Source organism: Streptomyces sp. NPDC031670 (assembly GCF_055580545.1).
In genome coordinates, this window is sequence record NZ_JBVILC010000021.1 from 37,267 (window position 1) to 63,533 (window position 26,267).

The following is a 26,267-nucleotide window of genomic DNA, read 5'->3' on the forward strand; positions in this document are numbered from 1 at the left end:
TACCGGTGCCGGGTTACTGCGGCTTGTAGCCGCGGTGCAGCGCCACCACACCGCCGGTGAGGTTGCGCCAGGCGACCCTGGTCCAGCCGGCCCGCTGGAGCCGGGCGGCCAGGGCGGGCTGGTCGGGCCAGGCGCGGATGGACTCGGCGAGGTAGACGTACGCGTCGGGGTTGGACGACACGGCGGTGGCGACCGGGGGCAGGGCGCGCATCAGGTACTCGCTGTAGACCGTACGGAACGGCTTCCAGGTCGGCTGCGAGAACTCGCAGATGACCACCCGGCCGCCGGGGCGGGTCACGCGCAGCAGCTCGCGCAGGGCGGTGTCGGTGTCCTGGACGTTGCGCAGGCCGAAGGAGATGGTGACGGCGTCGAAGGTGTCGTCCTTGAACGGCAGCTTCGTGGCGTCGCCCGCGGTGAACGGCAGGTGGGGGTGGCGGCCCTTGCCGACCTTCAGCATCCCGAGGGAGAAGTCGCACGGGACGACGTAGGCGCCGGTGGCGGCGAAGGGGAGGGAGGAGGTGGCGGTGCCGGCGGCGAGGTCCAGGACCTTCTGGGCGGGGCGCGCGTCGACCGCCTTGGCGACCTCCTTGCGCCAGAGGCGGGTCTGGCCGAGGGAGAGCACGTCGTTGGTGCGGTCGTAGTTCGCGGCGACGTCGTCGAACATCGAGGCGACGTCGTGCGGCTGCTTGTCCAGGGATGCGCGGGTCACGCGTTCATTGTGCCTGGGCGCTCCGCCCCCACCGCCCACGCCCCCCGTGTTGCGCCGGGTCCTTTCCGCCTGCGGGCCGGTGGTGGGCCGGTCGCGCAGTTCCCCGCGCCCCTGGGCAAACGGGGGTGCGGGCGCGAGCGGGTGTGATCCGCCGGAGGCGGCTCGAAGGGGCGCGGGGAACTGCGCGATCAGCCCCCACCGGCCCGCAGACGGAACAGGCACCCTCGGAGAGTTTCGGGAGGGGGCGGGGTGGGGGCCGGATCAGCGGGCGCGGTACACCAGGCGGCCCCCCACCACCGTCGCCACGCACACCTCGCCGTCGAAGACCGCGAAACGGGCCGGGCCGCCCACGGCCAGCGGGGGCAGGACCGACGAGGGCACCACGGCGAGGCCCGAGCGCCGCACCGCCTCCGCGACCACCCGCACCCGCAACTCCCCGACCACCGCCACCACCCCGCGCGCCAGCAGCCGCTGCACGCCCCGCCGCGCGCTCCCGCCCCGGCGGACGTCGTCGATGGGGAAGGAAGCGCGAGGATCGGCTCGGTGCCGAGGGCGTCCGCCTCGCGGGGATCCGGGTGGTACGCGCGCTCCAGGAGCTCCGGACCGGAGGTGTCGACGAGCCCGGGCGACACCACCCCCGGCCACCGCCGCACCCGCGCGGCCGGATACGCCGCGGCCAGCGACTCGTACGGGCCGATCGCCGCCAGCCGGTCGCCCTCGACCAGGACCGCGTCGCCCGTCGAAGGGGCGTGGATCGTCAGCACGGAAAGCTGCGGGAGGGCTAGTTGGACGCCAGCAGCTTCAGCTCGGGGTGCGCCGTGCCGCCCTCGATCGCCGTCGACGAGATGTGCGACATGACCCGCTCGTCGACCGGGTCGTTCGCCGGGTCGTCGTGGACGAACAGGTGCTCGTAGGTCGTGGCGCGCTGCGCCGGCACCCGGCCCGCCTTGCGGATCAGGTCGATGAGTTCCATGCGGTTGGAGCGGTGCCGGGCGCCGGCCGAGGAGACGACGTTCTCCTCCAGCATCACGGAGCCCAGGTCGTCCGCGCCGTAGTGCAGCGACAGCTGGCCCGCCTCCTTGCCGACGGTGAGCCAGGAGCCCTGGATGTGCGCGACGTTGTCGAGGAAGAGCCGCGCGACCGCCAGCATCCGCAGGTACTCGAAGACGCTCGCCTGCGTCCGGCCCTTCAGATGGTTGTTCTCGGGCTGGTAGGTGTACGGGATGAACGCGCGGAAGCCGCCCGTGCGGTCCTGTACGTCGCGGATCATCCGGATGTGCTCGATGCGCTCGGCGTTGGTCTCGCCGGTGCCCATCAGCATCGTGGAGGTGGACTCCACGCCCAGCCGGTGCGCCGTCTCCATGATCTCCAGCCAGCGCTCGCCGCTCTCCTTGAGCGGGGCGATGGCCTTGCGCGGACGCTCCGGCAGCAGCTCCGCGCCGGCGCCCGCGAAGGAGTCGAGACCGGCGGCGTGGATGCGCTCGATCGCCTCCTCCACGGAGACCCCGGAGATACGGGCCATGTGGTCGACCTCGGAGGCGCCGAGGGAGTGGATGACCAGCTGCGGGAAGGCCTGCTTGATGGCGCTGAAGTGCTTCTCGTAGTACTCGACGCCGTAGTCCGGGTGGTGGCCGCCCTGGAACATGATCTGGGTGCCGCCCAGCTCGACGGTCTCCGCGCAGCGGCGCAGGATGTCGTCGAGGTCGCGGGTCCAGCCCTTCTTGGTGTCCTTGGGGGCCGCGTAGAAGGCGCAGAACTTGCACGCCGTGACACACACGTTCGTGTAGTTGATGTTGCGCTCGATGATGTACGTGGCGATGTGCTCGGTCCCGGCGTACCGGCGGCGGCGCGCCGCGTCGGCGGCGGCGCCCAGCGCGTGCAGCGGCGCCGAGCGGTAGAGGTCGAGCGCCTCTTCGGGGGTGATGCGTCCACCCGCGGCGGCACGGTCGAGGACGGACTGGAGGTCGGCCTTCTCAGTCACCGGAGTGTCCCTTTCGGCAGGGTTGCGGACGGACCGCGCCAGCCTACGCCAGCGGGCCGGACCCACTGCGGCCCGGGTGCCGGGGCTGCCCCGTACGGACCTGTACGGACCCGTACGGACCCGTACCGCTCAGCCCGTCTGCTTGACCAGCGTCGCGTACGGCTTGCCCGCGCCCGCCTCCTGGGATTCGTACTTGAGCGTGCCGTCCGCGTTGCGGGTGAAGACCAGGATCGCCCTGCCGCCGGTGCACAGGCCCGCCGTGCCCGGGCGCGCCGGGTCGGTGCGCTCCTCGATCGTGACGCTGCGGTCGGTTCCGGAGACGAGCCTGCCGACTCCGAAGCACTCCACGGTCGTGCCGAGCACGCTGATCCTGGAGGAGGTGCGCAGGACGTCCTTGCCGGTGCCGCCCGCCGTGAACACGGCCGTCAGGTCGCCGTGCGGCTGTCCGGTCGTGGACTCCGTCATCGGGCCCTTCCAGGTCCCCAGGAACGTCCTCGGCACCTGGGTGACGGCCGGGCCGCCCGTCCCGCCGGGGGTCGAGTCCGGCGGCGTGGCCGAGCTGCTGGGGCTGCCCGACGCCGCGTCGTGCTTTTGGCCGCTGTCCCCCGGCATCAGGTCGAAGAGGAATGCGGCGCCGACGGTCGCGGCGGCCACCGCCCCCGCGACGGCCAGCGCGACCGTGCAGCTCATGCGCCGGCCCCGGCCCCGTTCGCCGGGCTCGACGGCGGTGCCCACGGAGAACGAGAACCGTGACGGCGGGGCGGGCGGCTCGGGAGCGCGCGGCCCCGGCACGGCGTCGGCGGGGCCGCCCCCGCCGCCGGTTCCGCCGCCGGTGCGACTGTGCGCGTACGCCCCGGGCGCCCCGGAACCGTACGAGTCCTCCGCGCCGCCGGGCCCGAACGGACCCCGCGCCCCGTAGGAGGCGTCCGGCGGCCCGAACACCCCCACCGCCGGGCTGGTGAACGCCACCGGCCCCGACGCCTGCTCGTCCGCCGCCCGCGCGTCCGCCGCCTCCGGTTCCAGGTCCAGCAGCCGCACCGCCGACCGGCTGACCTCCTCCACCAGCGCCCCCGGCAGCCAGCCCGCCGCGACCAGGGCGGACGCGCCCCGCGGGGCGAGCCGGCGGGCGAGTTCGGCGGGGGCGGGGCGGGCCCCGGGCGTCTTGACGAGGCACGCCTCCACGGCCGCCCGCAGCTCCCCGTCGAGCCCTTCGCCCAGCTCGGGCTGCTCGTGCACCACCTTGTAGAGCAGGGCGGCCGAGGAGTCGCCCGGGAACGGGGGCTCGCCGGTGGCCGCGTAGGCCAGGACCGCGCCGAGGGAGAAGACGTCGGCGGCGCCGGTGACGCCCTTGCCGAGGATCTGTTCGGGCGCCATGTAGCCCGGCGAGCCGATCGAGACCCCGGAGGCGGTGAGCGAGGCCGTGCCCTCCAGGGCGCGGGCGATCCCGAAGTCGATCAGTCGGGGGCCGTCGAGGGTGAGCAGCACGTTGGAGGGCTTCACATCGCGGTGGACGAGCCCGAGCGCGTGCACGGCCGCCAGCGCCTCCGCGAGCCCCGCGCCCAGCGCCCGCACCGAGTGTTCGGGCAGGGGGCCGTGCGCGGTGACCGCCTGGGCCAGCGAGGGGCCGGCCACATAGCCGGTGGCGACCCAGGGCACGGCCGCCTCGGGGTCGGCGTCCAGGACCGGCGCGGTCCAGGCGCCACCCACTCGGCGGGCCGCTTCCACCTCGTGGCGGAACCGGGCGCGGAACTGTTCGTCGAGGGCGAAGTGCGGGTGGACCACCTTCACGGCGACCGTGCGCCCGCCCGCGCTGCGGCCCAGGTAGACCCGGCCCATGCCGCCCGCGCCGAGTCGGCCGAGCAGCCGGTAGGCGCCGATGGTGCGCGGTTCGCCGGCTTCCAGCGGCTGCATCGCGATCTGCCTTCCCCCATGCCGTCACGTACGGTCGACAGCAGGGTAGAGCGTGGGGTGTGCCGGATCACCGGGCCGGGCCGGATCGGGACCGTACGGCGACGAACCGATACCGGTACCCGGTCGTCTCTCCCTGCGGAGTCCGCCCGGAAGACCCCGCCGCCCGCCGGCACCCGCACCAGACCGTCTCGGAGCAACGTATGAATCGCCGTACCGCCGCACTCATAGCCGCCGCCGTCCTCGGCCCGGTCGCGCTGGTCTCCGGCTGCTCCGACGAGGGCGAGCCGGTGAGCTTCGACAGCCCGGCGGCCTCCACGCCGGCGCCCGCGCCCAAGGGCGGCGGTCCCGGCGGGCAGAACAAGGCGGGCGGGGGCGCGGTCTCCGAGGCCGTGGCGAAGACCCTGCTGCCGACCGGCCCGAAGGCGCAGTTCACCACGCAGAACACGCTGGAGGACGGCACGAAGATCGGGATGACCACCCTTCACGGGAAGAAGTCGGGGTTCACGGGCAAGGTGTGGGTCTGGGCGCCGAAGCAGTACTTCGACCCCAAGTACGCGCAGAGCGGCTTCCCGGTGCTCATAGCCCTGCCGGGCGGCAACGGCTACCCGAAGAACTACTGGATGGGCACCGACCTCAAGCTCCAGAGCAGCATCACCCAGTGGTCCAAGGAGGGCAAGAGCGTCCCCTTCGTGGTGGTGATGCCGGTCCTCAACCCGGACGCGAAGTACTACTACGACGGCAGTGACATACCGGGGCGGCCCAGGATGGGCACCTGGATGACCGAGGACGTGCCGGACTTCGTGAAGGCGAACTTCCGGACCTTCAAGTCCCGTGACGGCTGGGCGTTCATGGGCTCCTCCTCCGGCGGCTTCGTCGGCCTGAAGTCGGTGCTGAAGCGTCCCGACCAGTTCAAGGCCGTGATCGCCTCCGGACCCGACACCGTGCCGGACTCGCCGCTGTGGGCCGGCCACGAGGCCGAGAAGCAGGCGAACAACCCGGAGAAGCTGGCCCAGGCCCTGATCGACCGCAACGGCCCCGAGGTCGACCTCGCCTTCCAGATCGGCACCAAGGAGGGCGGCATGGCGAACCTGAACGGCTTCATCGCCCGGTACGGCAAGGGGCCGGTCAAGACCCACCTGCAGGTGATCCAGGGCGGCCGGCACAACGCCCACACCTACATCAAGGGGATGGGCGACGGGACCATGCAGTGGATCAGCAGCAAGCTCCAGGCCCCGATCCCGTCGCCCTGACGGAGGGCTCGCCTAGGCGCCGAGCAGCTCGACCGTCACGTCCGCCGGGAACCCGGTGGTCGGTCCGGTCCGGCGGGCGAACTCCCGTACGCCCGCGATCTGGTCGGCCCCGAAGCGGAAGTCCAGGGTGGTGAAGTAGCGCTCCAGCAGCTCCGCGTCGAAGACCTCCCAGCGGGCGGCCTGCTCGGCGACCTTGGTGACCTCCTCCAGGGAGAGGTCGCGGGAGGCCAGGAACGCCTGGTGGATCTCGCGCACCACCCCGGGCTCACGGGCCAGGTAGTCCTTGCGGGTCGCCCACACGGCGAAGACGAACGGCAGACCCGTCCACTCCTTCCACATGGCCCCCAGGTCATGGACCTGGAGCCCCAGGCGCGGGGCGTCGTGGAGCGAGGCGCGCAGGGCGGCGTCCCCGATCAGGACCGCCGCGTCCGCCTCCTGCATCATCAGCCCGAGGTCGGGCGGGCACGAGTAGTACTCGGGCGTGACGCCGTACCGCTCGGCAAGGAGCAGCTGCGCCAGGCGTACGGAGGTGCGCGAGGTGGAGCCGAGGGCCACCCGGGCGCCGTCGAGCTCCTCCAGCGGGCGCTGCGAGACGATCACGCAGGACATGACGGGGCCGTCGCAGCCGACCGCGAGGTCGGGGAAGGCCACCAGGTCGTCCGCGTTGCGCAGGAACTCCACGAGGGTCACCGGCGCTATGTCGAGATCTCCCCGGACGAGCTGCTCGCTCAGCTTCTCGGGGCTGTCCTTGGTCAGCTCCAGATCGAGCAGGGTGCCCGTGCGGGCGAGGCCCCAGTAGAGCGGCAGACAGTTGAGGAACTGGATGTGCCCGACCCGTGGCCGGGTGGTTGTTTGGTCCACATCGCGAGACTAGACCTGTCCGGTTTGTCCAGCTACGGCGGGTCCATTCGTCAGCGCGTCGCGGGGCTGTCAAACGTCCGGGTGACGTGATCTTTCCCTCTACCGCAGCCCCGATCCTGCGTGCTACGCTCAGCGCAAGTTGCAGTTTGGTTTCCCTTGCAGTACAGAGCCTGCGGAGCATGTAACCCGCAGGCTTTTGTAGTTTTCAGACTTCTTAGCAGGTTCTGGAGCAGGGCAACCCTTTGGCCCAAGGAGGGCTTATGGCTACCGGAACCGTCAAGTGGTTCAACGCTGAAAAGGGCTTCGGCTTCATCGCCCAGGACGGCGGCGGCCCGGATGTCTTCGTCCACTACTCCGCGATCAACGCGGCCGGGTTCCGCTCCCTCGAGGAGAACCAGGTCGTGAACTTCGACGTCACGCAGGGTCCGAAGGGCCCGCAGGCGGAGAACGTCACCCCGGCCTAGTTGCCCGGGTCGGCGATCGCTGACTAGCAGCAGTACCCAAGGAGCCCTTTCCCGTACGGCGACGTACGGGAAAGGGCTCCTGCCTTTTTCCGGTCCGCCGCTAGAGCCCCACCTCCGCCCACACCGTCTTGCCCGGCGGACGCTCGGCCACGCCCCACGCCGTCGCCAGCGCCTCCACCAGCAGCAGCCCGCGCCCGGACTCGGCCTCCCCGGCCGGCTCCGGGCGCAGTGGCCGGCGCGCGGCCCTGGCGTCGGTCACCTCGATGCGGAGCACCGTGCCGAGCGCCAGCCGGAGCTCGAACTCGTGCCCCGGTACGTGGCCGTGCAGCACCGCGTTGGCCGCCAGCTCCGCGACGATCAGCGCGGCCCGGTCGGAGCGCTCGCTCCCGTGCGGCACGCCCCACGCGTCCAACTGCCCGAGCGCCAGCTTCCGCGCACTGCTCGCACCCCGCCGCGTACTGCCGAACCGCCGCGCGAACTCGACCGTGGGGGTGGTCATTTGGGAATTCATGTCACCGAGCGTGACGAGATGTGCGTACGCTGAACAAGGGGTGTCGCCCGACACCGGCCTTTCTGTACGGGTACGGCGAAAGTCCTGTACGAGTCGTCGCCCGTGACCCCTGGAGACGTACATGGATGATGACGACGGCCTCACGTCGGAGCTGTTCATCGCCGTGGGTGAGCAGCTGAAGGTGCTGCGCGTCCGGGCCGGGCTGACCCAGAAGGAGTTCGGCCGGATCGTCGGCTACACGGAGAGCCAGATCTCCGCGATGGAGCGGGGTGTACGGATCACCCAGCCGGACTTCCTCGACAAGGCGGACGACGTCCTGAACGCGGGGGGCGTACTGAAGGCTGCGCGCAAGGCGATCGAGAGCGTTCAGGCCAAGGGCCGGGTGCGCCATCCGGGCTGGTACCGGAGCTACGCCCAGCTGGAGGCAGAGGCCATCGAGCTGCACCACTATGGCACGCAGGCGGTGCACGGCCTGCTCCAGACGGAGGCATACGCGCGGGCACTGTTCACCCAGCGGCGCCCCTTGCTGAGCGACGAAACCATCGAGAAGCGCGTCGCCGACCGCCTCGCCCGCCAGGAGGTGCTTCACGCCTGGCCGTCACCGACGTTCAGCTTCGTGTTCCAGGAGGTCGTCCTGCAACACCCCATCGGTGGAAGCACCGTATGGGGGGAGCAGCTTCAGCAGCTCCTGCGCATCGCCCAGATGCGAACTGTCGAGCTTCAGATCATGCCTACAGATCGCGAGGACTGCCCCGGCATCGACGGCCCGTTCAATCTGCTAACCACCAAGAAGGGGCAGCAGGTTGCGTACACCGAGATCCAGGGGCACCCTCGGTTGATCACGGATCCCGAAGAGGTCCGCGTCATCATCACTCGCTATGGGATCATCCGGGCGCAGGCTCTCACGCCCCGGGAGTCGCTGGCCCTGATCGAGAAGATGCTGGGAGACGCATGAACTGGTTCAAGAGCAGCTACAGCGGCGCCGAGGGCGGGGACTGCATAGAAGTCGCCTACGACTGGCGCAAGTCGAGCCACAGCGGAGCCGAAGGCGGCGAATGCGTCGAGGTCGCCGCACACCCCGCCGCCATCCACATCCGGGACTCCAAGGTCACCCAGGGCCCGGAGATCACCGTCGTACCGCACGCCTGGGCCGCGTTCGTCTCGTACGCCGCGCGGTAACCACCGGCACGGCGAGGGGCCCGGCACCGTGACCGGTGCCGGGCCCCTCCCCCTACGCACTACCTCACACCGCCAGCAGCTCCGGCTTCGGCATGACCGCCGTCGCGAAGACCAGCTGCGTGAGGAGCATGATCCCGAACAGCGCTCCCCCGCCGCCCAGTGCCAGCGGCAGCACCGGCACGAGCAGCAGGAACCCCGCCGCCGTACGGAAGCCGCCCGGCGTCCCGTACCTCTTGAGCAGGCTCAGGAGGAGGAGCAGGAACAGCGAGACCGCCGCGACGTACAGCATGAGGTTCACGCCGTCCGCCAACTGCTCCCCGAAGGAGAGCGCGCCGCGCGGGGTCAGCGCCATGGCCAGGAACCAGCCGATCGCACAGACCGGTACGTACCTCGCCGCGCAGCGCGGGAACCAGGGTGCGTGGGTCACTTCGGCGGATCCTTCAGGCATTGGGCGGAGTTCCAGTACCGCATGTCCTTGTTGCCGTACCAGGGCATCGAGTCCAGACCGGAGACGTGGTCCATCCGGTCGTGGGCCACCACCAGCGGCTTCTGCGTCCGACGGTACTGGACGACCTCCATGTCCGGGTAATGGTCTCCCTTCCTGGTCACCGTCACGGAGCCCTTGTTGGCGGCGATCGTCACATGGGTGTCGACCGAGAACAGGGGCATCAGGCTGTTCACCCCGGCTATGCCGAGGTCGAGCTTGGACGAGTTCGAGTGGTACTGGCCGAGGAAGCTGTAGTTCACGATGTTGCGGCCGGTGACGCTCCCCGACGGGTAGTCGTTGAGCGACAGCGGGTCCGCCGGGATCATCCGTGACGGCGACTCGATGTCGTACCCCTCGCCGCCGCCCGCCTGGCTGAGCAGGTACGACGAGACGTGCTTGGTGGAGGGCCGGGTGTGGGAGGGCGAGACCTTGAAGGTCACGTCACCCGTGGCGGTGTCCCAGAACAGGACCATGCGGTAGGCCGCGTCCGGGTCCGTGCTGTACTCCCGGTTGTCGCCGAGCAGCTGGTAGCCCAGGCCCGGGATCTTCATCGCGTCCTTGGTGTGGATGAAGAACTTCATCATGATGATGCCCCGGTCGGGCCCCTTGCCCACGTTGAAGTGGCCGAACTGGGTGCCCTTCTCGCCGTGCGACCACATGGCCCTCTTGGCGATGGCGTACGGCGAGTAGTGGCGGGCCACCTTGTGCACCACGCGGTGGACGATCCGCTTGATCCGGTGGAACACCTTCTTGACCGCGTGCTTGATCTTCTTGAAGATGTGGCCGATGTGGAACTCGCCGCTCGGGTCGCTGTCGGTGACCGGTGAGTTGTTGGCGTACGCGTACCCGTTGATCTGCTGCGGGTCCGAGAGGTCCATGACCGGGTCCACCGACGCGAACCGGCCGTTGGCCGCGTCGTACTCCCGGGCCCCCATGTGCGTGAGGCCCGTGGACTTGTCGGTGGTGCCGCCCACGAAGCCCCGGTCGCCCGGCCAGCCCGACTGCGGCTGGGTGCCGCGCGGGGTGCCGAACGGGCCGGAGACGCGGCGGGTGACCGACAGGGTGACGGAGTCGACCGCCACCTCGTCGGTGCCCTGGTGGTCACCGAGGAGGTAGGTGACCGTGCCGTCCGAGCCGCGCGCGACGGTCGTGTTGCCGGCCGTGTAGTAGCGGACGCCGCTCACGGTGTCGCTCGCCCTGGTCAGCGTCAGCTCCTCCGCACCCAGGTACAGGGTCACCGCGCCCGGGTCCCGGCGCAGCAGCCGGGAGCCGTCCGCGTCGTAGAGGAACGTGGAGGTCTGGCCGCCGATCGTGGAGGAGGCGAGGTTGCCCTCGGCGTCCCAGGTCAGCTGCTGGTCCCCGGCGGAGGTCACCCGGCGGGTGGTGTTGCCGGAGGCGTCGTACTCGAACGCGTCGGTGCGCGCCCCGGGACCGGTGACGTCGACCTTGTCCATGCCGTGCGGACGGGTCTCGCCCGGCTGCGGGTAGGAGTAGCCGCGCCGGACGTCCTTGGCGGTGTCGCCGGTGACGTCGTGCTGGACCTCGGCGGCCCGGTTGCCGACCGTGTCGTAGGTGTACGAGTACCAGTACGGGTCGACGCCGCCCACCTTCGGGCGTACGTCCGTCGACGGCTTCAGCGCGCAGTCGTCCGTGCCGGTCCACGCGTGCGAGAGCCGCGCCGCGAAGTCGTAGGTGAAGCACTGCGTGTCGGTGACCGACTTGTCGTCGCGGTCGTTGCGGATACGGGTGATGTTGCCGGCCGCGTCGTAGCTGTAGACCTTGCTGTCGATGGTCTGCGGGCCCTGCGACTCGCGGTCGTTGACCACGCTGCTGAGCCGGTGGGTGTCCTCCTCGTAGGTGTACGTCTGGACGGTGCGTCCGCCGACCGCGCCCAGCACGGTCTGGAGGATCTCACCGGACGGGGCGTACTGGTTGCCCAGCGAGTACACGTCCGTGCCGTTGCCGACCGTGGTCGCGAGGCCGTAGTCCGTGTAACCCTGGCGGACGGTCTCCGCGGGAAGCCCGCCGCCGGCCGGGAAGGTGGTGGTGTTGGCCAGGCCCGTGGTCGGCGTGTAGGTCGAGCTGAACTCGTAGGTGCCCTGGAGCTTGCCCTCGGCCGCCGGGACCGTGATCACCGAACCGGTGGCCCGGCCCGCCGCGTCATAGCCCTTGACGGCCGTGGTGTAGGCGTTGCCGCCGTCCCAGCGGGTCGAGGAGCTGAGCATCTTCTTGCCGCCGGCCAGGGTGTCGTACGTCCACTCGGCGAGCTTGGGGCCGGTGACGCCGTCCTTGCGCAGGCTGGTGGGACGGCCGATCTCGTCGTAGGTGTACGCCAGCGTGGTGCCCCGGGCGTCCTTCGTCGTCTCCGTCCTGCCGTCGGGCGTGAACGTCGTGGAGACGGCGCCCTTGTCCGGGTCGGACGAGGTGATCTGCCGGCCGCGCAGGTCGAAGGTGGCCGACCAGGTGTTGCCCGCCGCGTCGACCAGCTTCGTCAGCCGGTCGGCGGTGTCGTAGGTGTACTTCAGCGCCTCGTACTTGTCGGCGCTCGCGCCGATGACCGGGTTGCGGTCCTTGTACTGGCGCAGCTCGACCGGCTTGTCGTGGGCGTTGTTGACCACCAGCGTGGCGGCGGCGCCGCTCGGCGGGACGGTCGCCGTCCAGTCGCCGCCGTAGGTGGTGGTCGTGCGCCACCGCTCGGTGCCCTTGGTGAGCGCGATGGAGGCGGTGGTGCGGCCCATGCCGTCGAACTCGGTCACGGTCTGCGCCGGGACCTGGCTGTCGGGCACCGCGAGGACGGCCGTCGCGACCGGCTGGTCGTTGTAGTACTCGGCGTTGTCCTTGTAGGTGCGGCCCTGGCTGTCGTAGAAGCTGTCCGTGATCAGCCGGCCCGTGCCGCCGTACGCCTCGGTCTGGGTCTGGCGCTTGCGCAGCAGACCGTCGTAGAGCGTCACCGCCTTGCGGTACTTGCCGCTCTCCAGCAGCGTGTTGGAGGTGACGGCGCTCGGGCCGTCGTTCCTGACCTGGTAGGAGAAGGTGACGTCGGCCGAGGCGGGCTTGGTGCGGCCCGGCTTCCAGGCGGCGGTGAGCTGCCCGAGCGCGTCGTACTCCTGGCTGGTGACCCGGCCGTTGGCGTCGGTCGCCTTCAGCGTCAGACCGCGCAGACCGTCGAGGTCGACGCTGGTGGTGAAGCCCATGTTGTCCGTGGTCTTCACCGTCGTGGGCTGGGCCCCGGTGGCCGGGGTGTACGCGGTGAGGGTCTTGGCCCCGGCCGCGTCGACGGTCTGCGTCATCCGCCCGTACGCGTCGTAGAGCGCGGTGGAGGTGGTGACGTACACCGGCAGCCCGGCGCTGTAGTGGTCCAGCTCCTCGATCTTGGAGGGCAGCGCCTTGCCCGCGACGGGCGCGGCGCCGTACGCGCTCGTGTCGTACGTGGTGCGGGTCTCGCCGGTGACCGTGCTCGCGGTGGGAGCCGTGCCGCAGACGGTGGAGCTCTTCTGCTCGGCGGCGATGTAGGCGATCAGGTAGTTGGTGGTGTCCGGGGTGACGTAGGTGGTGCGGGTGCACTGCTCGTCGCCCGAGACGGCGATGTCGCCCTCGTCCGAGGCGGTGAGGGTCTGGCCGTAGGCGTCGAAGGTGGCGGACGAGCGCGTGGTGCGCCAGCTGCCGTCGTCCAGCAGGGTCCTGTCGGTGCTGGACTCGGTGTCCGTCTGGTAGGCGTGCAGATCGGTCGTGCCGGGACGGGTCTGCGTCGCGGTCAGCTTCGACCACGGCTTGTCCACGGACGACTCGACGATCCTGCCGCCGTCCTTGTCGTAACTGGCGCTCTCCAGCTCCTGGCCGCTGTACTGCTCGGCGTCGGTGTAGAGGGCGCCGAAGGAGTCGGCCACCTGAGCGCCCGCGATGCCCCGCAGGTACGTCGTCTCCGACAGCGTCTTGTTGGACGTGCCGGTCCGGGTGCGGACCTTGCCGTAGCCCCGGTAGTCGCTGTACGTGCGGTGCTTGTCGAGGGTGAACTCGCTGGTGTCCTTGGCCCAGGCGATCCCGCCCAGGTACTCGTACTCGGTCACCTCCGAGTCGGTGCCCGCGACCTTGTCGTCCTCGGTCACCTTGGTCACCACGTACTTGTGGAACCAGTCCTTGACCGGCACGCTGCCGCCCTCGGGGGTCCACCAGTTCGGGTAGCAGCGCTTGGTGTTGGTCGCCTCGTCCGGCGGGCTCGCGTAGGCACACTCGGTCGGCGAGTACTCGACGAGGGTGTCGGCGCCGTACTCCGAGCTGATGCGGGTGATGCGGTACTTGTTCAGCGGCGGGCGGCCCTCGGAGGCGTCCACGCGGTTGGGCATCAGGGTGCCGCCGAAGGTCACCGCCGGGTTCGACAGGGCGGTGCCGCCCGCCTTGCCGGTGCGGGTGATCGAGTCGAGCCAGAGCCCGTTGCCTCCGGTGTCACCGGTGCCGGGGAAGCTCTGCCCGAAGGCCCAGGTGTCGATGTCCGCGTAGCCGGTGCCCTTGAGCACCTGGGTGGTGACCGAGGTCAGCCGCTTCTTCGACCAGAACGACGGCGAGCCGTTGAGGCAGTCCGCGCCGAGCGCGCAGACCTCGTCGACCGGGGTGTCCGGCCAGTTCGAGGCGTGCGCCTTGTCGAAGGCGCAGTCGGTGGCGGTGCCCAGGCAGCGGTCGGCCATGGCGAAGTTCACCTTGGCGGCGGGCTGGGCCGCGTAGACCTGTCCGGCGCGGTGGCCGTACTCGATGTGGTCGAGGTAGCCGCCGCGTGTGTAGGACGCGTCCGCCTTGGGCTTGGTGGTCGTGGAGCCGCCGGAGTTCTTGGCGTAGGCGTTCTTCTCCTGGGTGTAGAAGAGCGCCATCGCGTTGCCGTGCGGGTCGACCACGTAGTCGAGGTTCCAGCGCCAGCCCTGGTTGCGGACCGAGTCCGTGAAGGCGGTGGCGTGGCCGGGCTCGCCGGTGTGGTTGCCGTAGACCGGGACGGTGTAGGCGGAGCCGGTCTCGGTCTTGCCGGTGCTCCAGCCGGGGAGGCGGTTCTTTCCGAACCAGTACTGGGTGCCGTCGAGCGTGGTCACCTTCCAGTACTCGTTGTCGTCGTCACCGTTGTTGGTGTCGGTGGCGGTGCCCTTGACCCGCTCGATGCGCGAGCCGTCGTCCTCGGCGGGCCGCCACACGTCGCCGGTGCCGGTCCTGACCAGCTCGGTCGAGGAGCCGTTCAAGGACATCATCGCGTTGTCCGAACGCCAGCACAGGTCACCGGACTTGGAGGGGGCGTTGGTGCCCGTACCGTTGTCGTCCTTGCAGGCCATGTACTGCCGCTCGATGAAGCCCATCTCCATCTGCCAGCCCTCGCCGAGCGCGGAGGGCTGGTTGTTGCTGGAGGCGGTCCGGCCGTCGACACCCGAGGAGGAGTAGCCGAGGGCGAGCTTGGGGGACAGCTCGCCGGGCACGGGCGGCACCTGAAGCGGGTACTCCCAGGAGAACCCGCCCTCGTTGCCCCCCGCGGTCCAGCTCCCGGACGCGGAGAGCGAGGTCGCCTTGAAGTCCCCGTTGGCCCCGTCGGGGGTGGCGGTGGCGGCGAGCACGGTGAAGGCGGGGGCGGCCGGGGCCGCGCTCCTCGTCCCGGTGTCCGGCGCCAGGTCGACCTCGGCCGTCAGCAGCCCGGACGTGGAGTCGTTGTGCGAGGCCAGCGGCGTGACCGTACGGCACTGTGCCTTCTCCGGCGTCGTCAGGGCACACCCGGGCAGCCGCACGAGCCGCAACCGGGTGGCCCAGTCCGCCCCGTACGCCCCCCGGAACCCCTTGTAGTCGAGCTGCACGGAAGCCCGCCCCGCCACGGCCCCCCGGTCGTCACGGGCGACCCCGAGCACGACCCCGTCGAGGCCCAGCCGGTCGGCCGCCCCGCGGTCGCCCATCCGCACCCGCACCCTGGCGGGCGCACCGGGCGCGGCGGAACCCTCGGCGGACTTGGCCGACTTGGCGGACTTCGGCGCGAGCGGGGCGATACCGACCGGGCTGCCCGGTGCCACCGCGTGACGTGATCCGGCCACGCTCCGGCCCGCCGCGCTCTTTGCCAACGCATCGGGCGCGACCCCGCTCAGGTCCACCTCGCTGTCCCCGGCCGCCGGCCAGGTCACCTTCGGCGCCCGCCAGGGACGCTTCGCGGTCTCGCTCCTGGCGGCGGAGCCGCCCCCGCCCAGCTCGGAGCCGGAAACCGAGGCCGTCTTCTGCACCGAACGCAGTGAGAAATCGACCTTCCCGGCCGCCGCCGCGACGCTCGGCAACAACGTGACCAGCACCGCGCTCGCCGTAAGCGCGCCCAGCGCCGCCGTGGCGCGGCGGCGTCTGGCTCCTCCCGAGTCCTCGTCGTATCTCGAAGTCCCCGCCCGTGTACGACTCACTGGAAGTCTCCAACTCTCCGTATTCAGCTCAAAAGGCGCCCCAAGTCAGGGGCGCCTCGGGGAACTTAACACCAAGGAATTTACGGGCGGAAGCACAATTCGCCATGCGAACACCGCAGTTGAGAGGGGAGGTAACGAGAGGAGAACAATTGCCGAAACATACACACGCAAAGACGCAGCCAAGGGTGCGAACAGGCTAGTTCGGACGTTATTCCGGCGTTACGCTCCCGCTCTGCAAGCAGCATTAACTGATATGAGGGTGGGGATTGGTGAGGGGACATCACATGCGCCGCGGCAGACGGCTGCCGACCGCGCTGATGGCAGCCGCGCTCGGTGCGGGCGGTCTTGCACAACTGGCCGCGGCGCACGCCGCATTTGCGGACGAGATCACCGGCGGGGGTACACAGAGCCGGACAAGTACGCATGGAACCCAGGGCTCCGCGGCCGAAACCAACACTTCTGGAATCAGTAATTCCGGAGTCAAGGTCTCCGGAATTACTGATTCCGCGGCGCGGGCGTCCGCCACCGCCGAGGCCCGGGCGCGCGCGCAGGCGAAGCGGACCGGCCGCCAGGTCGAGATCCTGGACCGCCGCGACGAGATGTCACAGGTGCTGGCCAACCCGGACGGGTCGCTCACCATGCGCCAGTACGTCCGCCCCGCCTTCGCCCGGGTCGCCGGGGACTGGCGCGCGGCCGACGCCACGCTGAAGCAGGGCGCCGACGGCCGGTACGCCCCGGCCGCCGCCACCTTCGGCATCTCCTTCTCCGGCGGCGGCACCGGCCCGCTCGCCACGATGACCAAGGACGGCAGGGCTCTCTCGGTCTCCTGGCCGGACGCGCTGCCGCAGCCGCGCGTCGAGGGCGACACCGCCCTCTACCCCGAGGTGCTGCCCGGCGTCGACCTCACCCTGCGGGCCGACGTCGACGGCTTCGCCCAGCACCTGGTCGTCAAGACCCGCGAGGCCGCCTCCAACCCGCGCCTGGCCGAGCTCTCGCTCGCCCTGCACCTGGCGGGCGCGCGCCTGAAGGCGGACGCCAAGGGCAATCTGACGGCCACCGACACCCGCTCCGGCGCCCGGCTCTTCACCGCCCCCGCGCCCACCATGTGGGACTCCTCGCACCTGCCGAAGCAGGCGGCGGCCCAGCTCGCCCGCGGTGCGCGCCCGGCCGAAACCGCGCCCCCCGAGCTCGTCCCGATGGGCACCGAGGTCAGCGGCGACCACCTGCGGATCACGCCGGACGCGGCGATGCTGAAGGACCCGAAGACGGTCTTCCCGGTCGTCATCGACCCCGTCTTCTCCGGCGGCGGACGCAACAACTGGGCGATGGCGTACAAGCAGTCGGGCAACTCCTCGATCGCCAACACCGCGTACTGGAACGGCGGCACCTTCAGCGACAAGATCGCCCGCCTCGGCCACGAGAACTCGACCAACGGCACCGCCCGCTCCTACTTCCAGCTGAACACCAAGGGCCTGGCCGGATCGAAGATCATCTCGGCCACGTTCAACGTCTTCAACAGCTACTCGTGGTCCTGTACCAAGACCCCCGTGGAGCTGGGCCTGACCGGCCCCATCTCCTCCTCGACCACCTGGAACAACCAGCCCGCCTGGAAGCAGACCCTCCAGGAGAAGACGTTCGCGCACGGCTGGTCCTCGACCCAGTGCGCCGCCGCCGGCGAGGACTTCGACGCCGCCGCGATCAAGACCGCGGTGCAGGCCGTCGCGGACGCCGGTGACAACGACATGACCCTCGGCCTGCGCTCACGCGCCGACTTCGAGGGCAACGAGCAGAGCTGGAAGAAGTTCCAGAACGACCCCAGCCTGGAGATCACCTACAACTCGCCGCCCAAGGTCGACTCCTCCGGCGCCTTCCAGGGCTCCTGGGCACCCGGCGCCGACGGACTGCTGCCGATCGCCTGCTCCACCGACCCGGCCGCCTTCCCGGTCGTCGGCAACGACGGCCTCACCCTCACCGCGAAGATCTCCGACCCGGAGGGCGGCCAGATCACCGCCGCCTTCCAGCTGAAGGACTACGACACCGGCGCGGTCATCTCCTCGCCCACCTCGACCGTGACCGCGGGCGGCACCGCCCAGGCCCGGATCGACGCCGCCCTGCTCGCCACCGGCAAGCGCTACACCTGGACCGTCCAGTCCCGTGACGGCCTGGACACCTCGGCGTGGACCACGGGCTGCGGCTTCGGCGTGGACAGGGCCGCGCCCGCCCAGCCCACCGTGACCGCCACCGACGGCCACCCGCTGGACGTGGCGGAGCTGCCCGCGCGCACCGACCGTACGGTCAGGTTCGCCTCCACCGACCAGGGCGGCGTGGACGGCTTCTGCTACTCGCTCAACCAGCCGCTGTCGGTCTCCGCTCTGCGGTGCCCCAGCGGTACGTATGTGAAGGCCGGTGCCGACGGCACCGCCACGGTGACCGTGAAGCCCAGCCTGTGGCCCAGCAACCGGCTGCATGTGGAGGCGTACGACAAGGCGGGCAACACCTCCGCGTACGGCGGCGGTTCGGCGCCCACCGACACCACCCTGATCGCCACCGACCGGCCCGCCTTCGTGCACGACTCGGCCGGGCGGGTCCACGGCGACCTGCCGGGCGACCTCGACGGCGACGGCCAGGTCGACCTGCTGGCCACCGCGTCCGACGGCACGCTGCGACTGTTCAGCGGCAAGGGCGACGGCACCCTGACGGCGCCGCGCACCCTCGCCTCGGGCGGCTGGAACGGTGTGCGCGTGGCCCACCGGGGCGACTTCATCGCCGCCACCGACGGCCAGACGATGGACGGGTACGAGGACTTCTTCGTCAAGGTCGGCAACAAGCTCTACCTGTACCCGGGCGACGGCAACGGGATGCCGCTGACCACGCAGCGCAAGGAGCTGCTGCGGCCCACCGGCAAGGACAACGGCCCGCTGACCGGCCCCGGCGGCCTCTGCCTGGACGTGAAGTCCGCGAACAGCGCCAACGGCACCCCGCTCCAGATCTACACCTGCAACGCCACCACCGCCCAGGACTTCCAGCTCACCGGCGGCGCCCTGAAGGTGCTCGGCAAGTGCGCGGCGGCGGCCGGCACCGATCTGGCCTCGGCGGTCCAGCTGGCCGACTGCGACGGCAGCCCCGCCCAGCAGTGGCTGGACCGCGGTGACGGCTCGCTGCTCAACCAGGGCTCGGGCCGCTGTCTGGACACGGCGGCCGGCGCGGCCGTCAAGAGCACGCCCGTGCAGATCATGAACTGCGGCGCCGCCGCCACCCAGGACTGGACGGCCCCCGGCACCTGGGCGGGCACCGGCCAGATCCTCACGCCGCGCGACGCCGACGGCATGCCCGGCTCCGACCTCATCGTCCAGGAGGGCGAGGGGATGTGGCTCTACTCCGGCACCGCCGAGGGCCCCCTCTCCGCCGAGCCCGGCTCGTACAAGCTGCTCCCCGCCAAGCAGTTCGGCTTCACCTCCTGGGACCGCTTCGACTTCACCTCGCCCGGTGACGTCAACGGCGACGGCATCCCCGACCTGCTCGGCCGCCACATCAGCACGGACCCGGCCAACGCCGACTACGGCAAGCTGTACCTGTACCCGGGTACCCGCGCGACGGACACCTCGGGCAACTCGACGTACGGCATCGGCACCCGCACGGTCTACGGCCCGAACTCCTGGCAGTCCACCAACATCCCGTTCTTCGCGGGCGCGGGCAACGCCCAGGGCACGGTCGTCGACACCGGCACGTATCTGAAGTTCGTTCCCACGGCGGGCCAGGAGACCCCCGACTTCTGGGCGGTCTTCAAGGCGGCCCCCGGCGGCCTGCGCTTCTACCCCGGCACCCCGACCGCCCACGGCACATCCACGATCGTGGGCGACGCGGCGCTGGTGCAGGACGTGGTGGGTCTGTTCTGAGGCCCCTCGCCGCCTGATCCGCGGGTGCGCCCGTCCCCGGCCTGCCGGGGGCGGGCGCACCCGCGTCGGCTCACCGCCCCGGGGTCCAGCGCTCCCCGCGCATCAGGCTGCCCAGCCCCACCCACGCGAAGTTCATCAGCGTGGCCGCCGCCTCCTTCGCCGAGGCGCCCTCCGTCTCGTTGGCCCAGCCCGCCAGCGACTCCGCCGCTCCCACCAGGGCCTCGGCCAGGCCGGCCACGTCGCGGGCGGCCAGGTCCGGGGCGTCGTGGGCCTCCCGGGCCGCCGCGCCTATCAGGGCCGTCACGAACGCCACGATCTCCTCGCGCATCACCGCGACCTCGGCGGCGAACGGCTCCCCGTGGGTGCGGGCCTGGCGGTGCAGGACCGCCCAGCCGTCCGGGTGCTCGGCGGTGTGGACGAAGAAGGCCCGCAGCCCGGCCCACAGCTGGGCGTCGGCGGGCAGTCCGGGCTCGGTCCCGGCCCGTACCGCGTCCACGAGCGCACGGGCCTCGCGCCGGATCACGGCGGTGAAGAGGTCTTCCTTGGAGTTCAGATAGAGGTAGACCAGCGGCTTGGAGACCCCGGCCAGCTCGGCGATCTCGTCCATGGAGGCGGCCCGGTACCCGAGCCGGGCGAAGGTGTGGACGGCCGCGTCCAGCATCTGCCGCTCACGTACGGCCCGCGGCATCCGCCGGCCCCGGCCCGAACCCGCGTCCCCACCCGCACCCATATCAGTCCGTGTCCTCCTGGGCCGACGTCCCGCTCCCGGGCAAGGGTATGTGCGGGGCGGCTACTGGACCGCGCCGTCCTCCTGGCTGCGGTTGGCCTCCAGGCGGGCCTTGGCCGACTCCACCTTGGTGACGATCTGCGCGGACATCTCGTCGCGCTGCTTGCGCAGCAGTACGAAGCTGAGCGGCGCGGACAGGACCAGCGCCAGCAGCACGACCCAGATCGCGTTGGCGTCCCCGAGGCCCGCGGGCATGATCTTGAAGTGGACCAGCAGGGCGACGAACACCATGCAGGCGACGAAGACGGCGACGCGCATCGCGGTGTACCGGACGGTGGCGCTCGGCTTGGCGATGTTCACGGCTGACCTTCTCTCTCGTACGGCGACCCTGCCCGACCAGTGAAGCACGTCCGTTATTGGATCAATTCAGCGGGAGCAGCATCGTGATGTCGTCGCGGTCGTCCCCGTCCGCGACGCGGATCGCCCCCGGCACCCGGCCGACCTCCCGGTAGCCGCAGGAGGCGTAGAAGCCCTCCAGGCCCAGACCGCCGCGGCAGGTCAGGCGGACCGCCTCGATCCCGTCCAGCGAGCGGGCGGCGCCGGCCAGCGCCGCCATGAGGTCGCGGCCGTGGCCGCGGCCCTGGCGGGCGGGGTGCACCATGACGGTGTACGCCCATATCCAGTGCCGCATCAGCCGGTGCGTGTTGCGCACCAGGAACGCGGTCGCGGCGACGGCCCCGTCCTCGTCGAGGCCGACCAGCAGCCGTATGCGCCCCTCGGCCATCCCCGCGAGATGGCGCACCAGCTCGGCCCGGACGTCCTCGACGGCCACCGGAGGCACGAACCCGACCGCGCCCCCGGCCTCCGACACGTCCACCCACAGCCCGAGGACCCCCTCGCGCAGCTCACGGGTGAGGGGCGGGTCGAGCGTGAAGGTCAGCGCCACGGAATCAGATCCGCATGGCCTGGGGCGACTCGCGCAGCGCCGGGTCCGGGCCGTCGTACTCGCGGATGATCTCGTAGCGCGTGTTGCGCTCCACCGGGCGGAACCCGGCCTCGCGGATCAGGTCGAGCAGGTCGTCACGGGTCAGCTTGTTGGGCGTGCCGTAGTTGTCCGCGTCGTGCGTGATCTTGTACTCGACGACCGAGCCGTCCATGTCGTCGGCGCCGAACTGGAGCGCGAGCTGCGTGGTCTGGACGCCGTGCATGACCCAGAAGCACTTCACGTGCGGCACGTTGTCGAAGAGCAGCCGCGAGACCGCGAAGGTCTTCAGGGCCTCCGCGCCGGTCGCCATCGTGGTGCGCGCCTGGAGCTTGTTGCGGACCTTGCCGTCCTGCATGTCCACGAAGTCGTGCTGGTAGCGCAGCGGGATGAAGACCTGGAAGCCGCCGGTCTCGTCCTGGAGCTCACGCAGCCGCAGCACGTGGTCGACCCGGTGCCGGGGCTCCTCGATGTGCCCGTACAGCATCGTCGCCGGGGTCTTGAGACCCTTCTCGTGGGCGAGCCGGTGGATGCGCGACCAGTCCTCCCAGTGGGTGGAGTGGTCGACGATGTGCTGACGGACCTCCCAGTCGAAGATCTCCGCGCCGCCGCCGGTGAGCGATTCGAGGCCCGCCTCGATCAGCTCGTCGAGGATCTCGGAGGCGGTCAGCCCCGAGATGGTCTCGAAGTGGTGGATCTCCGTCGCCGTGAACGCCTTCAGACCGACGTTCGGCAGGGCCTCCTTGAGGGCCTTGAGCGAACGCGGGTAGTAGCGCCAGGGCAGCGTCGGGTGGAGCCCGTTGACGATGTGCAGCTCGGTGAGGTTCTCGTTCTCCATCGCCTTGGCGAGGCGGACGGCCTCCTCGATGCGCATCGTGTACGCGTCCTTCTCGCCCGGCTTGCGCTGGAACGAGCAGTACGCGCAGGACGCGGTGCACACGTTCGTCATGTTGAGGTGCCGGTTGACGTTGAAGTGGACGACGTCACCGTTCTTGCGGGTGCGCACCTCGTGCGCGAGGCCGCCGAGCCAGGCGAGGTCGTCCGACTCGTAGAGAGCCACGCCGTCCTCACGGGACAGCCGCTCACCGGCTCGGACCTTCGCCTCCAGCTCGCGCTTGAAGCCCACATCCGTGATCGATGCGGTCATGCGGCGGCCTCCCAATGCCTTGCGTACAAAACCTCCACCACGGTACGCCCCCCGCTATTCCGGCAGCTCTCCGACCCGGTTCTCCCACTTGGTGGAGAGGACGATGGTCGTCCGGGTGCGCGAGACGCCCTTGGTGGAGCCCAGGCGCCGGATGGTCTTCTCCAGGCCGTCCACGTCGGAGGCACGGATCTTGAGCATGTACGAGTCGTCGCCGGCGATGAACCAGCAGTCCTCGATCTCCTCCAGGTCGCGCAGCCGGCGGGCGACGTCCTCGTGGTCGGCGGCGTCCGAGAGCGAGATGCCGATGAGGGCGGTCACGCCGAGGCCGAGCGAGGCGGCGTTGACGGTGGCGCGGTAACCGGTGATGACCCCCGCCGCCTCAAGGCGGTTGATGCGGTCGGTGACGCTGGGCCCGGAGAGACCGACGAGCCGGCCGAGTTCGGCGTACGAGGCCCTGCCGTTCTCCCGCAGAGCCTGGATGAGCTGCCTGTCCACGGCGTCCATATGCCTGAAGCCTTCCATTATTCAGCAGTACCGCGATTTTAGGTGTAAATCTAAGGCACACAGGGCCGACACCCTGCGATCCCTCAGCAAGACGTTCCCGGGGGCAGTCACGCGCTAACCGGGGCGGGAGCCTCCCCCGAGCTCTCCCTCCCACCGGCGGTACAGGCCGTGCGGCACACCCGCCGCGTCCAGCACCCGCCCGGCGACGAAGTCCACCAGATCCTGGATGTGCGTGGCCCCGGCGTAGAACGCCGGGGAGGCCGGCAGCACCACGGCCCCCGCCTCGTCCAGCGCCACCAGGTGCTTGAGGGTCTGCCCGTTCAGGGGCGTCTCGCGCACCGCGACCACCAGCGGGCGCCGCTCCTTGAGCGTCACGCTCGCGGCCCGCTGCAACAGGTCCTTCGACAGCCCCAGCGCCACCCCGGCCACACAGGCCGTGCTGGCCGGCACGATCAGCATCCCCTTGACCGGGTACGAGCCGGACGACGGCCCGGCGCCGAGATCCCCGGCGCTCCAGTGCCGTACGGCCTCCAGCGCGGCATCGGCCACGTCGAAGGTCCCGGGCTTGCCGTCCGCCCCCCGCGCCAGCCACTTCGCGAGGTCCTCGCGCCAGTGGGCGTCACGGAAGGCGATCCCCGTCTCGTCGAGCAGGGTGAGCCGCGAGGCCCGCGAGACCACCAGGTCGACGCTCTCCCCCGCCGCGAGCAGCCCGCGCAGCACGGCCGCCGCGTACGGCGTCCCGGACGCGCCGGAGACCCCGACGACCCAGGGCGTGCGCGGTCGCGGCGTATCGCGCCCGCTGTCTGCGTTCACCTGCTCCACGTGCCCGAGCCTATCCGGCCGCCCGGGGGCGGGAACCGTCACACCGAGAGCCCGCGCACCAGCAGGTCCAGGAGCGCGCAGACGAAGAGCGAGATCCCGATGAAACCGTTGGTGGTGAAGAACGCCCGGTTGAGTCGGGACAGGTCGTGCGGCTTGACGATGGTGTGCTCATAGACGAACGCCGCCGCCACGATCACCAGCCCGGTCCAGAACAGCGCCCCGGCGCCGGTGGCCAGCGCGTACCAGACGAGCAGCGCCGTGGTGACGGCGTGACAGGCGCGGGCGCCCCGGATCGCGTTCGGCACGCCGAACCGGGCCGGCACCGACAGCACCCCGCACTCGCGGTCGGACTCGACGTCCTGGCAGGCGTAGATCAGGTCGAAGCCGCCGATCCAGATGCCGACCGCGAGACCCAGGACCACCGCGTGCCACGACCACTCCCCGGTGATCGCGAGCCAGCCGCCCACCGGCCCCATGGCCTGCGCGAGCCCGAGGATCGCCTGCGGGAAGTTGGTGAACCTCTTGCCGTACGGATACACCACCATCGGGATCACCGCGATGGGGGCGAGGGCCAGACAGAGCGGGTTGAGCAGTCCGGCGGCGCCCAGGAAGACGACCAGCGCGATCAGCGCGCCGGTCCAGGCGGAGCGCACCGACACGGCGCCGGTGACCAGTTCCCGCTGGGCCGTGCGCGGATTGCGGGCGTCGAGCTCGCGGTCGATGATCCGGTTGCAGGCCATCGCGAAGGTGCGCAGCCCCACCATGGCCACGGTGACCAGGAGCAGCTTCACCCAGTGGATGTCCCCGTCCAGCCGGAACATCGCGGTCAGGGCGGCGATGTAGGCGAAGGGCAGCGCGAAGACCGAGTGCTCGATCATCACCAGCCGCAGGAAGGCCCTGGTCCGGCCGGGCTGCGGGACGGCGGCGGCAGCGGAGGCGCTCACAGTCCGTACTCCTTCCACCGTCGGGTCACCCGTTCGGATGTCTGCGGGTCCGACTCGACCATGTGCGGCCAGCCGCCGTCGCGGGTGTAGCCCTCCTCGGGCCACTTCGCGGTCGCGTCGATCCCGGCCTTGCCGCCCCAGAACTGCTGGTACGAGGCGTGGTCGAGGTGGTCGACCGGCCCCTCGACGACCGTGAGGTCACGGGCGTAGTCGGTGTTGCCGAGCGCCCGCCAGGACACGTCGTGCAGATCGTGGACGTCGCAGTCGGCGTCGACGACGACGATCAGCTTGGTGAGCGACATCATGTGCGCTCCCCAGATCGCGTGCATCACCTTCTGCGCGTGCTTGGGGTACTTCTTCTCGATCGAGACGATCGCGCAGTTGTGGAAGCCGCCCGACTCCGGCAGGTGGTAGTCGACGATGTCCGGCACGATGATCTTCAGAAGCGGCAGGAAGAACCGCTCGGTGGCGCGGCCCAGCGGTCCGTCCTCGGTGGGCGGGCGGCCCACGACGATGGACTGGAGCAGCGGGCGCCGGCGCATGGTCACGCAGTCGATGGTCAGCGCCGGGAACGGCTCCTGCGGCGTGTAGAAACCGGTGTGGTCGCCGAACGGCCCCTCGGGCAGCATCTCGCCGGGCTCCAGCCACCCCTCGATGACGACCTCGGCGTTGGCCGGGACCTGGAGCGGCACGGTCTTGCAGTCGACCATCTCGACGCGCTTGCCCTGGATGAACCCGGCGAGCATGTACTCGTCCATGTCCCCCGGCAGCGGAGCGGTCGAGGCGTAGGTGACGGCGGGCGGGCAGCCGAAGGCGATGGCGACGGGCAGCCGCTCACCGCGCCGGGCGGCCACCGCGTAGTGGTTGCGGCTGTCCTTGTGGATCTGCCAGTGCATCCCGATGGTGCGCTTGTCGTGGCGCTGGAGGCGGTAGAGCCCGAGGTTGCGCACGCCCGTCTCGGGGTGCTTGGTGTGGGTGAGACCCAGGTTGAAGAACGAGCCGCCGTCCTCGGGCCAGGTGAACAGCGCCGGCAGCCGGTCGAGGTCGACGTCGTCACCGGTCAGGACGACCTCCTGGACCGGGGCGTCCTTCACCTTCTTCGGCGGGACGTGGACCATCGAGCCGAGCTTGCCGAAGGCCTCGCGCACCCCGATGAAGCCCTGCGGCAGCTCGGGCTTGAGCAGCCCGCCGATCTTCTCGCTGATCTCGTCGTAGGAGGCGAGCCCGAGCGCCTTGAGCAGGCGCCGGTCGGTGCCGTACACGTTCATGGCCAGCGGCATGGCCGCGCCCTTGACGTTCTCGAAGAGGAGCGCGGGCCCACCGGCCTTGTTGACCCGGTCGACGATCTCCCCGATCTCCAGGTACGGGTCGACTTCGGCCTTGATGCGGATGAGGTCGCCCTCACGCTCCAGCGCCCTCAGGAGCGAGCGAAGATCGTCATAAGCCATGAGGTCAAGTATCGGGCACCGGTTACCCTGGGCCCGTCACCGG

General features: G+C 70.7%; 20 protein-coding genes and 1 pseudogene. 5 read left to right on the plus strand and 16 right to left on the minus strand.

The annotated features are described in order from the left end of the window. Window positions 1–13: 13 nt before the first annotated feature. The 4 genes and pseudogenes from ACZ5ID_RS29835 to ACZ5ID_RS29850 form a co-directional block, all read right to left on the minus strand. The gene (locus ACZ5ID_RS29835) at window positions 14–709 is read right to left on the minus strand and encodes a demethylmenaquinone methyltransferase (RefSeq protein ID WP_468903991.1); all 696 of its coding nucleotides are present in this window, start codon (window positions 707–709) and stop codon (window positions 14–16) included. 261 nt (window positions 710–970) lie between these two features. Then, window positions 971–1,473 (minus strand): annotated as a pseudogene (locus tag ACZ5ID_RS29840) (imidazolonepropionase-like domain-containing protein). Between the two features lie 17 nt (window positions 1,474–1,490). After that, window positions 1,491–2,690 carry a cyclic dehypoxanthinyl futalosine synthase gene (gene mqnC, locus ACZ5ID_RS29845; protein WP_468903994.1) on the minus strand — a complete coding sequence of 400 codons (1,200 nt, stop codon included), beginning with the start codon at window positions 2,688–2,690 and terminating at the stop codon, window positions 1,491–1,493. Window positions 2,691–2,819: 129 nt separating this feature from the next. Then, window positions 2,820–4,601 carry a serine/threonine-protein kinase gene (locus tag ACZ5ID_RS29850; RefSeq protein WP_468903996.1) on the minus strand — a complete coding sequence of 594 codons (1,782 nt, stop codon included), beginning with the start codon at window positions 4,599–4,601 and terminating at the stop codon, window positions 2,820–2,822. A gap of 200 nt (window positions 4,602–4,801) precedes the next feature. Between ACZ5ID_RS29850 and ACZ5ID_RS29855 the strand changes: the two genes are divergently transcribed. After that, on the plus strand, window positions 4,802–5,851 hold the full coding sequence (locus ACZ5ID_RS29855) for an alpha/beta hydrolase (protein WP_468903998.1): 1,050 nt from the start codon (window positions 4,802–4,804) through the stop codon (window positions 5,849–5,851). 12 nt (window positions 5,852–5,863) lie between these two features. On the opposite strand, the gene ACZ5ID_RS29860 is transcribed toward ACZ5ID_RS29855, so the two are convergent. Continuing rightward, complete coding sequence (locus tag ACZ5ID_RS29860) at window positions 5,864–6,712, minus strand: menaquinone biosynthetic enzyme MqnA/MqnD family protein (protein ID WP_468904001.1); 849 nt, start codon at window positions 6,710–6,712, stop codon at window positions 5,864–5,866. Window positions 6,713–6,972: 260 nt separating this feature from the next. On the opposite strand from ACZ5ID_RS29860, the gene ACZ5ID_RS29865 reads away from it, so the two are divergent. Continuing rightward, entirely contained in the window at window positions 6,973–7,176 is a 204-nt protein-coding gene (locus ACZ5ID_RS29865) for a cold-shock protein (RefSeq protein WP_006347360.1), read from the plus strand. Between the two features lie 100 nt (window positions 7,177–7,276). On the opposite strand, the gene ACZ5ID_RS29870 is transcribed toward ACZ5ID_RS29865, so the two are convergent. After that, window positions 7,277–7,687: an ATP-binding protein gene (locus ACZ5ID_RS29870; RefSeq protein ID WP_468904003.1), complete on the minus strand. Its 411-nt coding sequence runs from the start codon at window positions 7,685–7,687 to the stop codon at window positions 7,277–7,279. Window positions 7,688–7,808: 121 nt separating this feature from the next. Here ACZ5ID_RS29870 and ACZ5ID_RS29875 point away from each other — a divergent pair, with 121 nt between their 5' ends. Both ACZ5ID_RS29875 and ACZ5ID_RS29880 read left to right on the plus strand, forming a co-directional pair. After that, complete coding sequence (locus ACZ5ID_RS29875) at window positions 7,809–8,642, plus strand: helix-turn-helix domain-containing protein (protein WP_468904005.1); 834 nt, start codon at window positions 7,809–7,811, stop codon at window positions 8,640–8,642. Beyond that, window positions 8,639–8,866 carry a DUF397 domain-containing protein gene (locus ACZ5ID_RS29880; RefSeq protein ID WP_468904008.1) on the plus strand — a complete coding sequence of 76 codons (228 nt, stop codon included), beginning with the start codon at window positions 8,639–8,641 and terminating at the stop codon, window positions 8,864–8,866. The genes ACZ5ID_RS29875 and ACZ5ID_RS29880 overlap by 4 nt, the downstream gene beginning before the upstream one ends. A gap of 64 nt (window positions 8,867–8,930) precedes the next feature. Here ACZ5ID_RS29880 and ACZ5ID_RS29885 read toward each other — a convergent pair whose 3' ends face one another. Next, window positions 8,931–9,293: a hypothetical protein gene (locus ACZ5ID_RS29885; protein ID WP_468904010.1), complete on the minus strand. Its 363-nt coding sequence runs from the start codon at window positions 9,291–9,293 to the stop codon at window positions 8,931–8,933. After that, a complete protein-coding gene (locus ACZ5ID_RS29890) occupies window positions 9,290–15,754 on the minus strand; it encodes an RHS repeat domain-containing protein (RefSeq protein WP_468904013.1) in 6,465 nt (2,154 codons plus the stop codon). Before ACZ5ID_RS29890 ends, ACZ5ID_RS29885 begins: the two co-directional genes overlap by 4 nt. Before the next feature lie 284 nt (window positions 15,755–16,038). Between ACZ5ID_RS29890 and ACZ5ID_RS29895 the strand changes: the two genes are divergently transcribed. Then, complete coding sequence (locus ACZ5ID_RS29895; protein ID WP_468904016.1) at window positions 16,039–19,650, plus strand: ricin-type beta-trefoil lectin domain protein; 3,612 nt, start codon at window positions 16,039–16,041, stop codon at window positions 19,648–19,650. A 70-nt stretch (window positions 19,651–19,720) separates the two neighbouring features. Here the strand turns inward: ACZ5ID_RS29895 and ACZ5ID_RS29900 are convergent, their stop codons facing one another. The 8 genes from ACZ5ID_RS29900 to ACZ5ID_RS29935 form a co-directional block, all read right to left on the minus strand. Next, the gene (locus tag ACZ5ID_RS29900; RefSeq protein ID WP_468904018.1) at window positions 19,721–20,380 is read right to left on the minus strand and encodes a TetR/AcrR family transcriptional regulator; all 660 of its coding nucleotides are present in this window, start codon (window positions 20,378–20,380) and stop codon (window positions 19,721–19,723) included. Between the two features lie 60 nt (window positions 20,381–20,440). Beyond that, on the minus strand, window positions 20,441–20,737 hold the full coding sequence (locus ACZ5ID_RS29905; protein ID WP_406553571.1) for a DUF4229 domain-containing protein: 297 nt from the start codon (window positions 20,735–20,737) through the stop codon (window positions 20,441–20,443). Between the two features lie 61 nt (window positions 20,738–20,798). After that, window positions 20,799–21,323 carry a GNAT family N-acetyltransferase gene (locus tag ACZ5ID_RS29910; protein ID WP_468904019.1) on the minus strand — a complete coding sequence of 175 codons (525 nt, stop codon included), beginning with the start codon at window positions 21,321–21,323 and terminating at the stop codon, window positions 20,799–20,801. 4 nt (window positions 21,324–21,327) lie between these two features. Further along, on the minus strand, window positions 21,328–22,506 hold the full coding sequence (gene mqnE, locus ACZ5ID_RS29915; RefSeq protein WP_468904020.1) for an aminofutalosine synthase MqnE: 1,179 nt from the start codon (window positions 22,504–22,506) through the stop codon (window positions 21,328–21,330). Window positions 22,507–22,560: 54 nt separating this feature from the next. Beyond that, window positions 22,561–23,010, minus strand: a complete 450-nt coding sequence (locus tag ACZ5ID_RS29920) for an Lrp/AsnC family transcriptional regulator (protein WP_067160265.1) — start codon at window positions 23,008–23,010, stop codon at window positions 22,561–22,563. A 114-nt stretch (window positions 23,011–23,124) separates the two neighbouring features. Continuing rightward, window positions 23,125–23,832, minus strand: a complete 708-nt coding sequence (locus tag ACZ5ID_RS29925) for a UbiX family flavin prenyltransferase (RefSeq protein ID WP_468904022.1) — start codon at window positions 23,830–23,832, stop codon at window positions 23,125–23,127. Window positions 23,833–23,870: 38 nt separating this feature from the next. Beyond that, the gene (gene mqnP / locus ACZ5ID_RS29930) at window positions 23,871–24,776 is read right to left on the minus strand and encodes a menaquinone biosynthesis prenyltransferase MqnP (protein ID WP_468904023.1); all 906 of its coding nucleotides are present in this window, start codon (window positions 24,774–24,776) and stop codon (window positions 23,871–23,873) included. Next, window positions 24,773–26,224 (minus strand): menaquinone biosynthesis decarboxylase, encoded by a 1,452-nt coding sequence (locus tag ACZ5ID_RS29935; RefSeq protein ID WP_468904026.1) that lies wholly within the window; start codon window positions 26,222–26,224, stop codon window positions 24,773–24,775. Before ACZ5ID_RS29935 ends, mqnP begins: the two co-directional genes overlap by 4 nt. Window positions 26,225–26,267 lie beyond the last annotated feature (43 nt).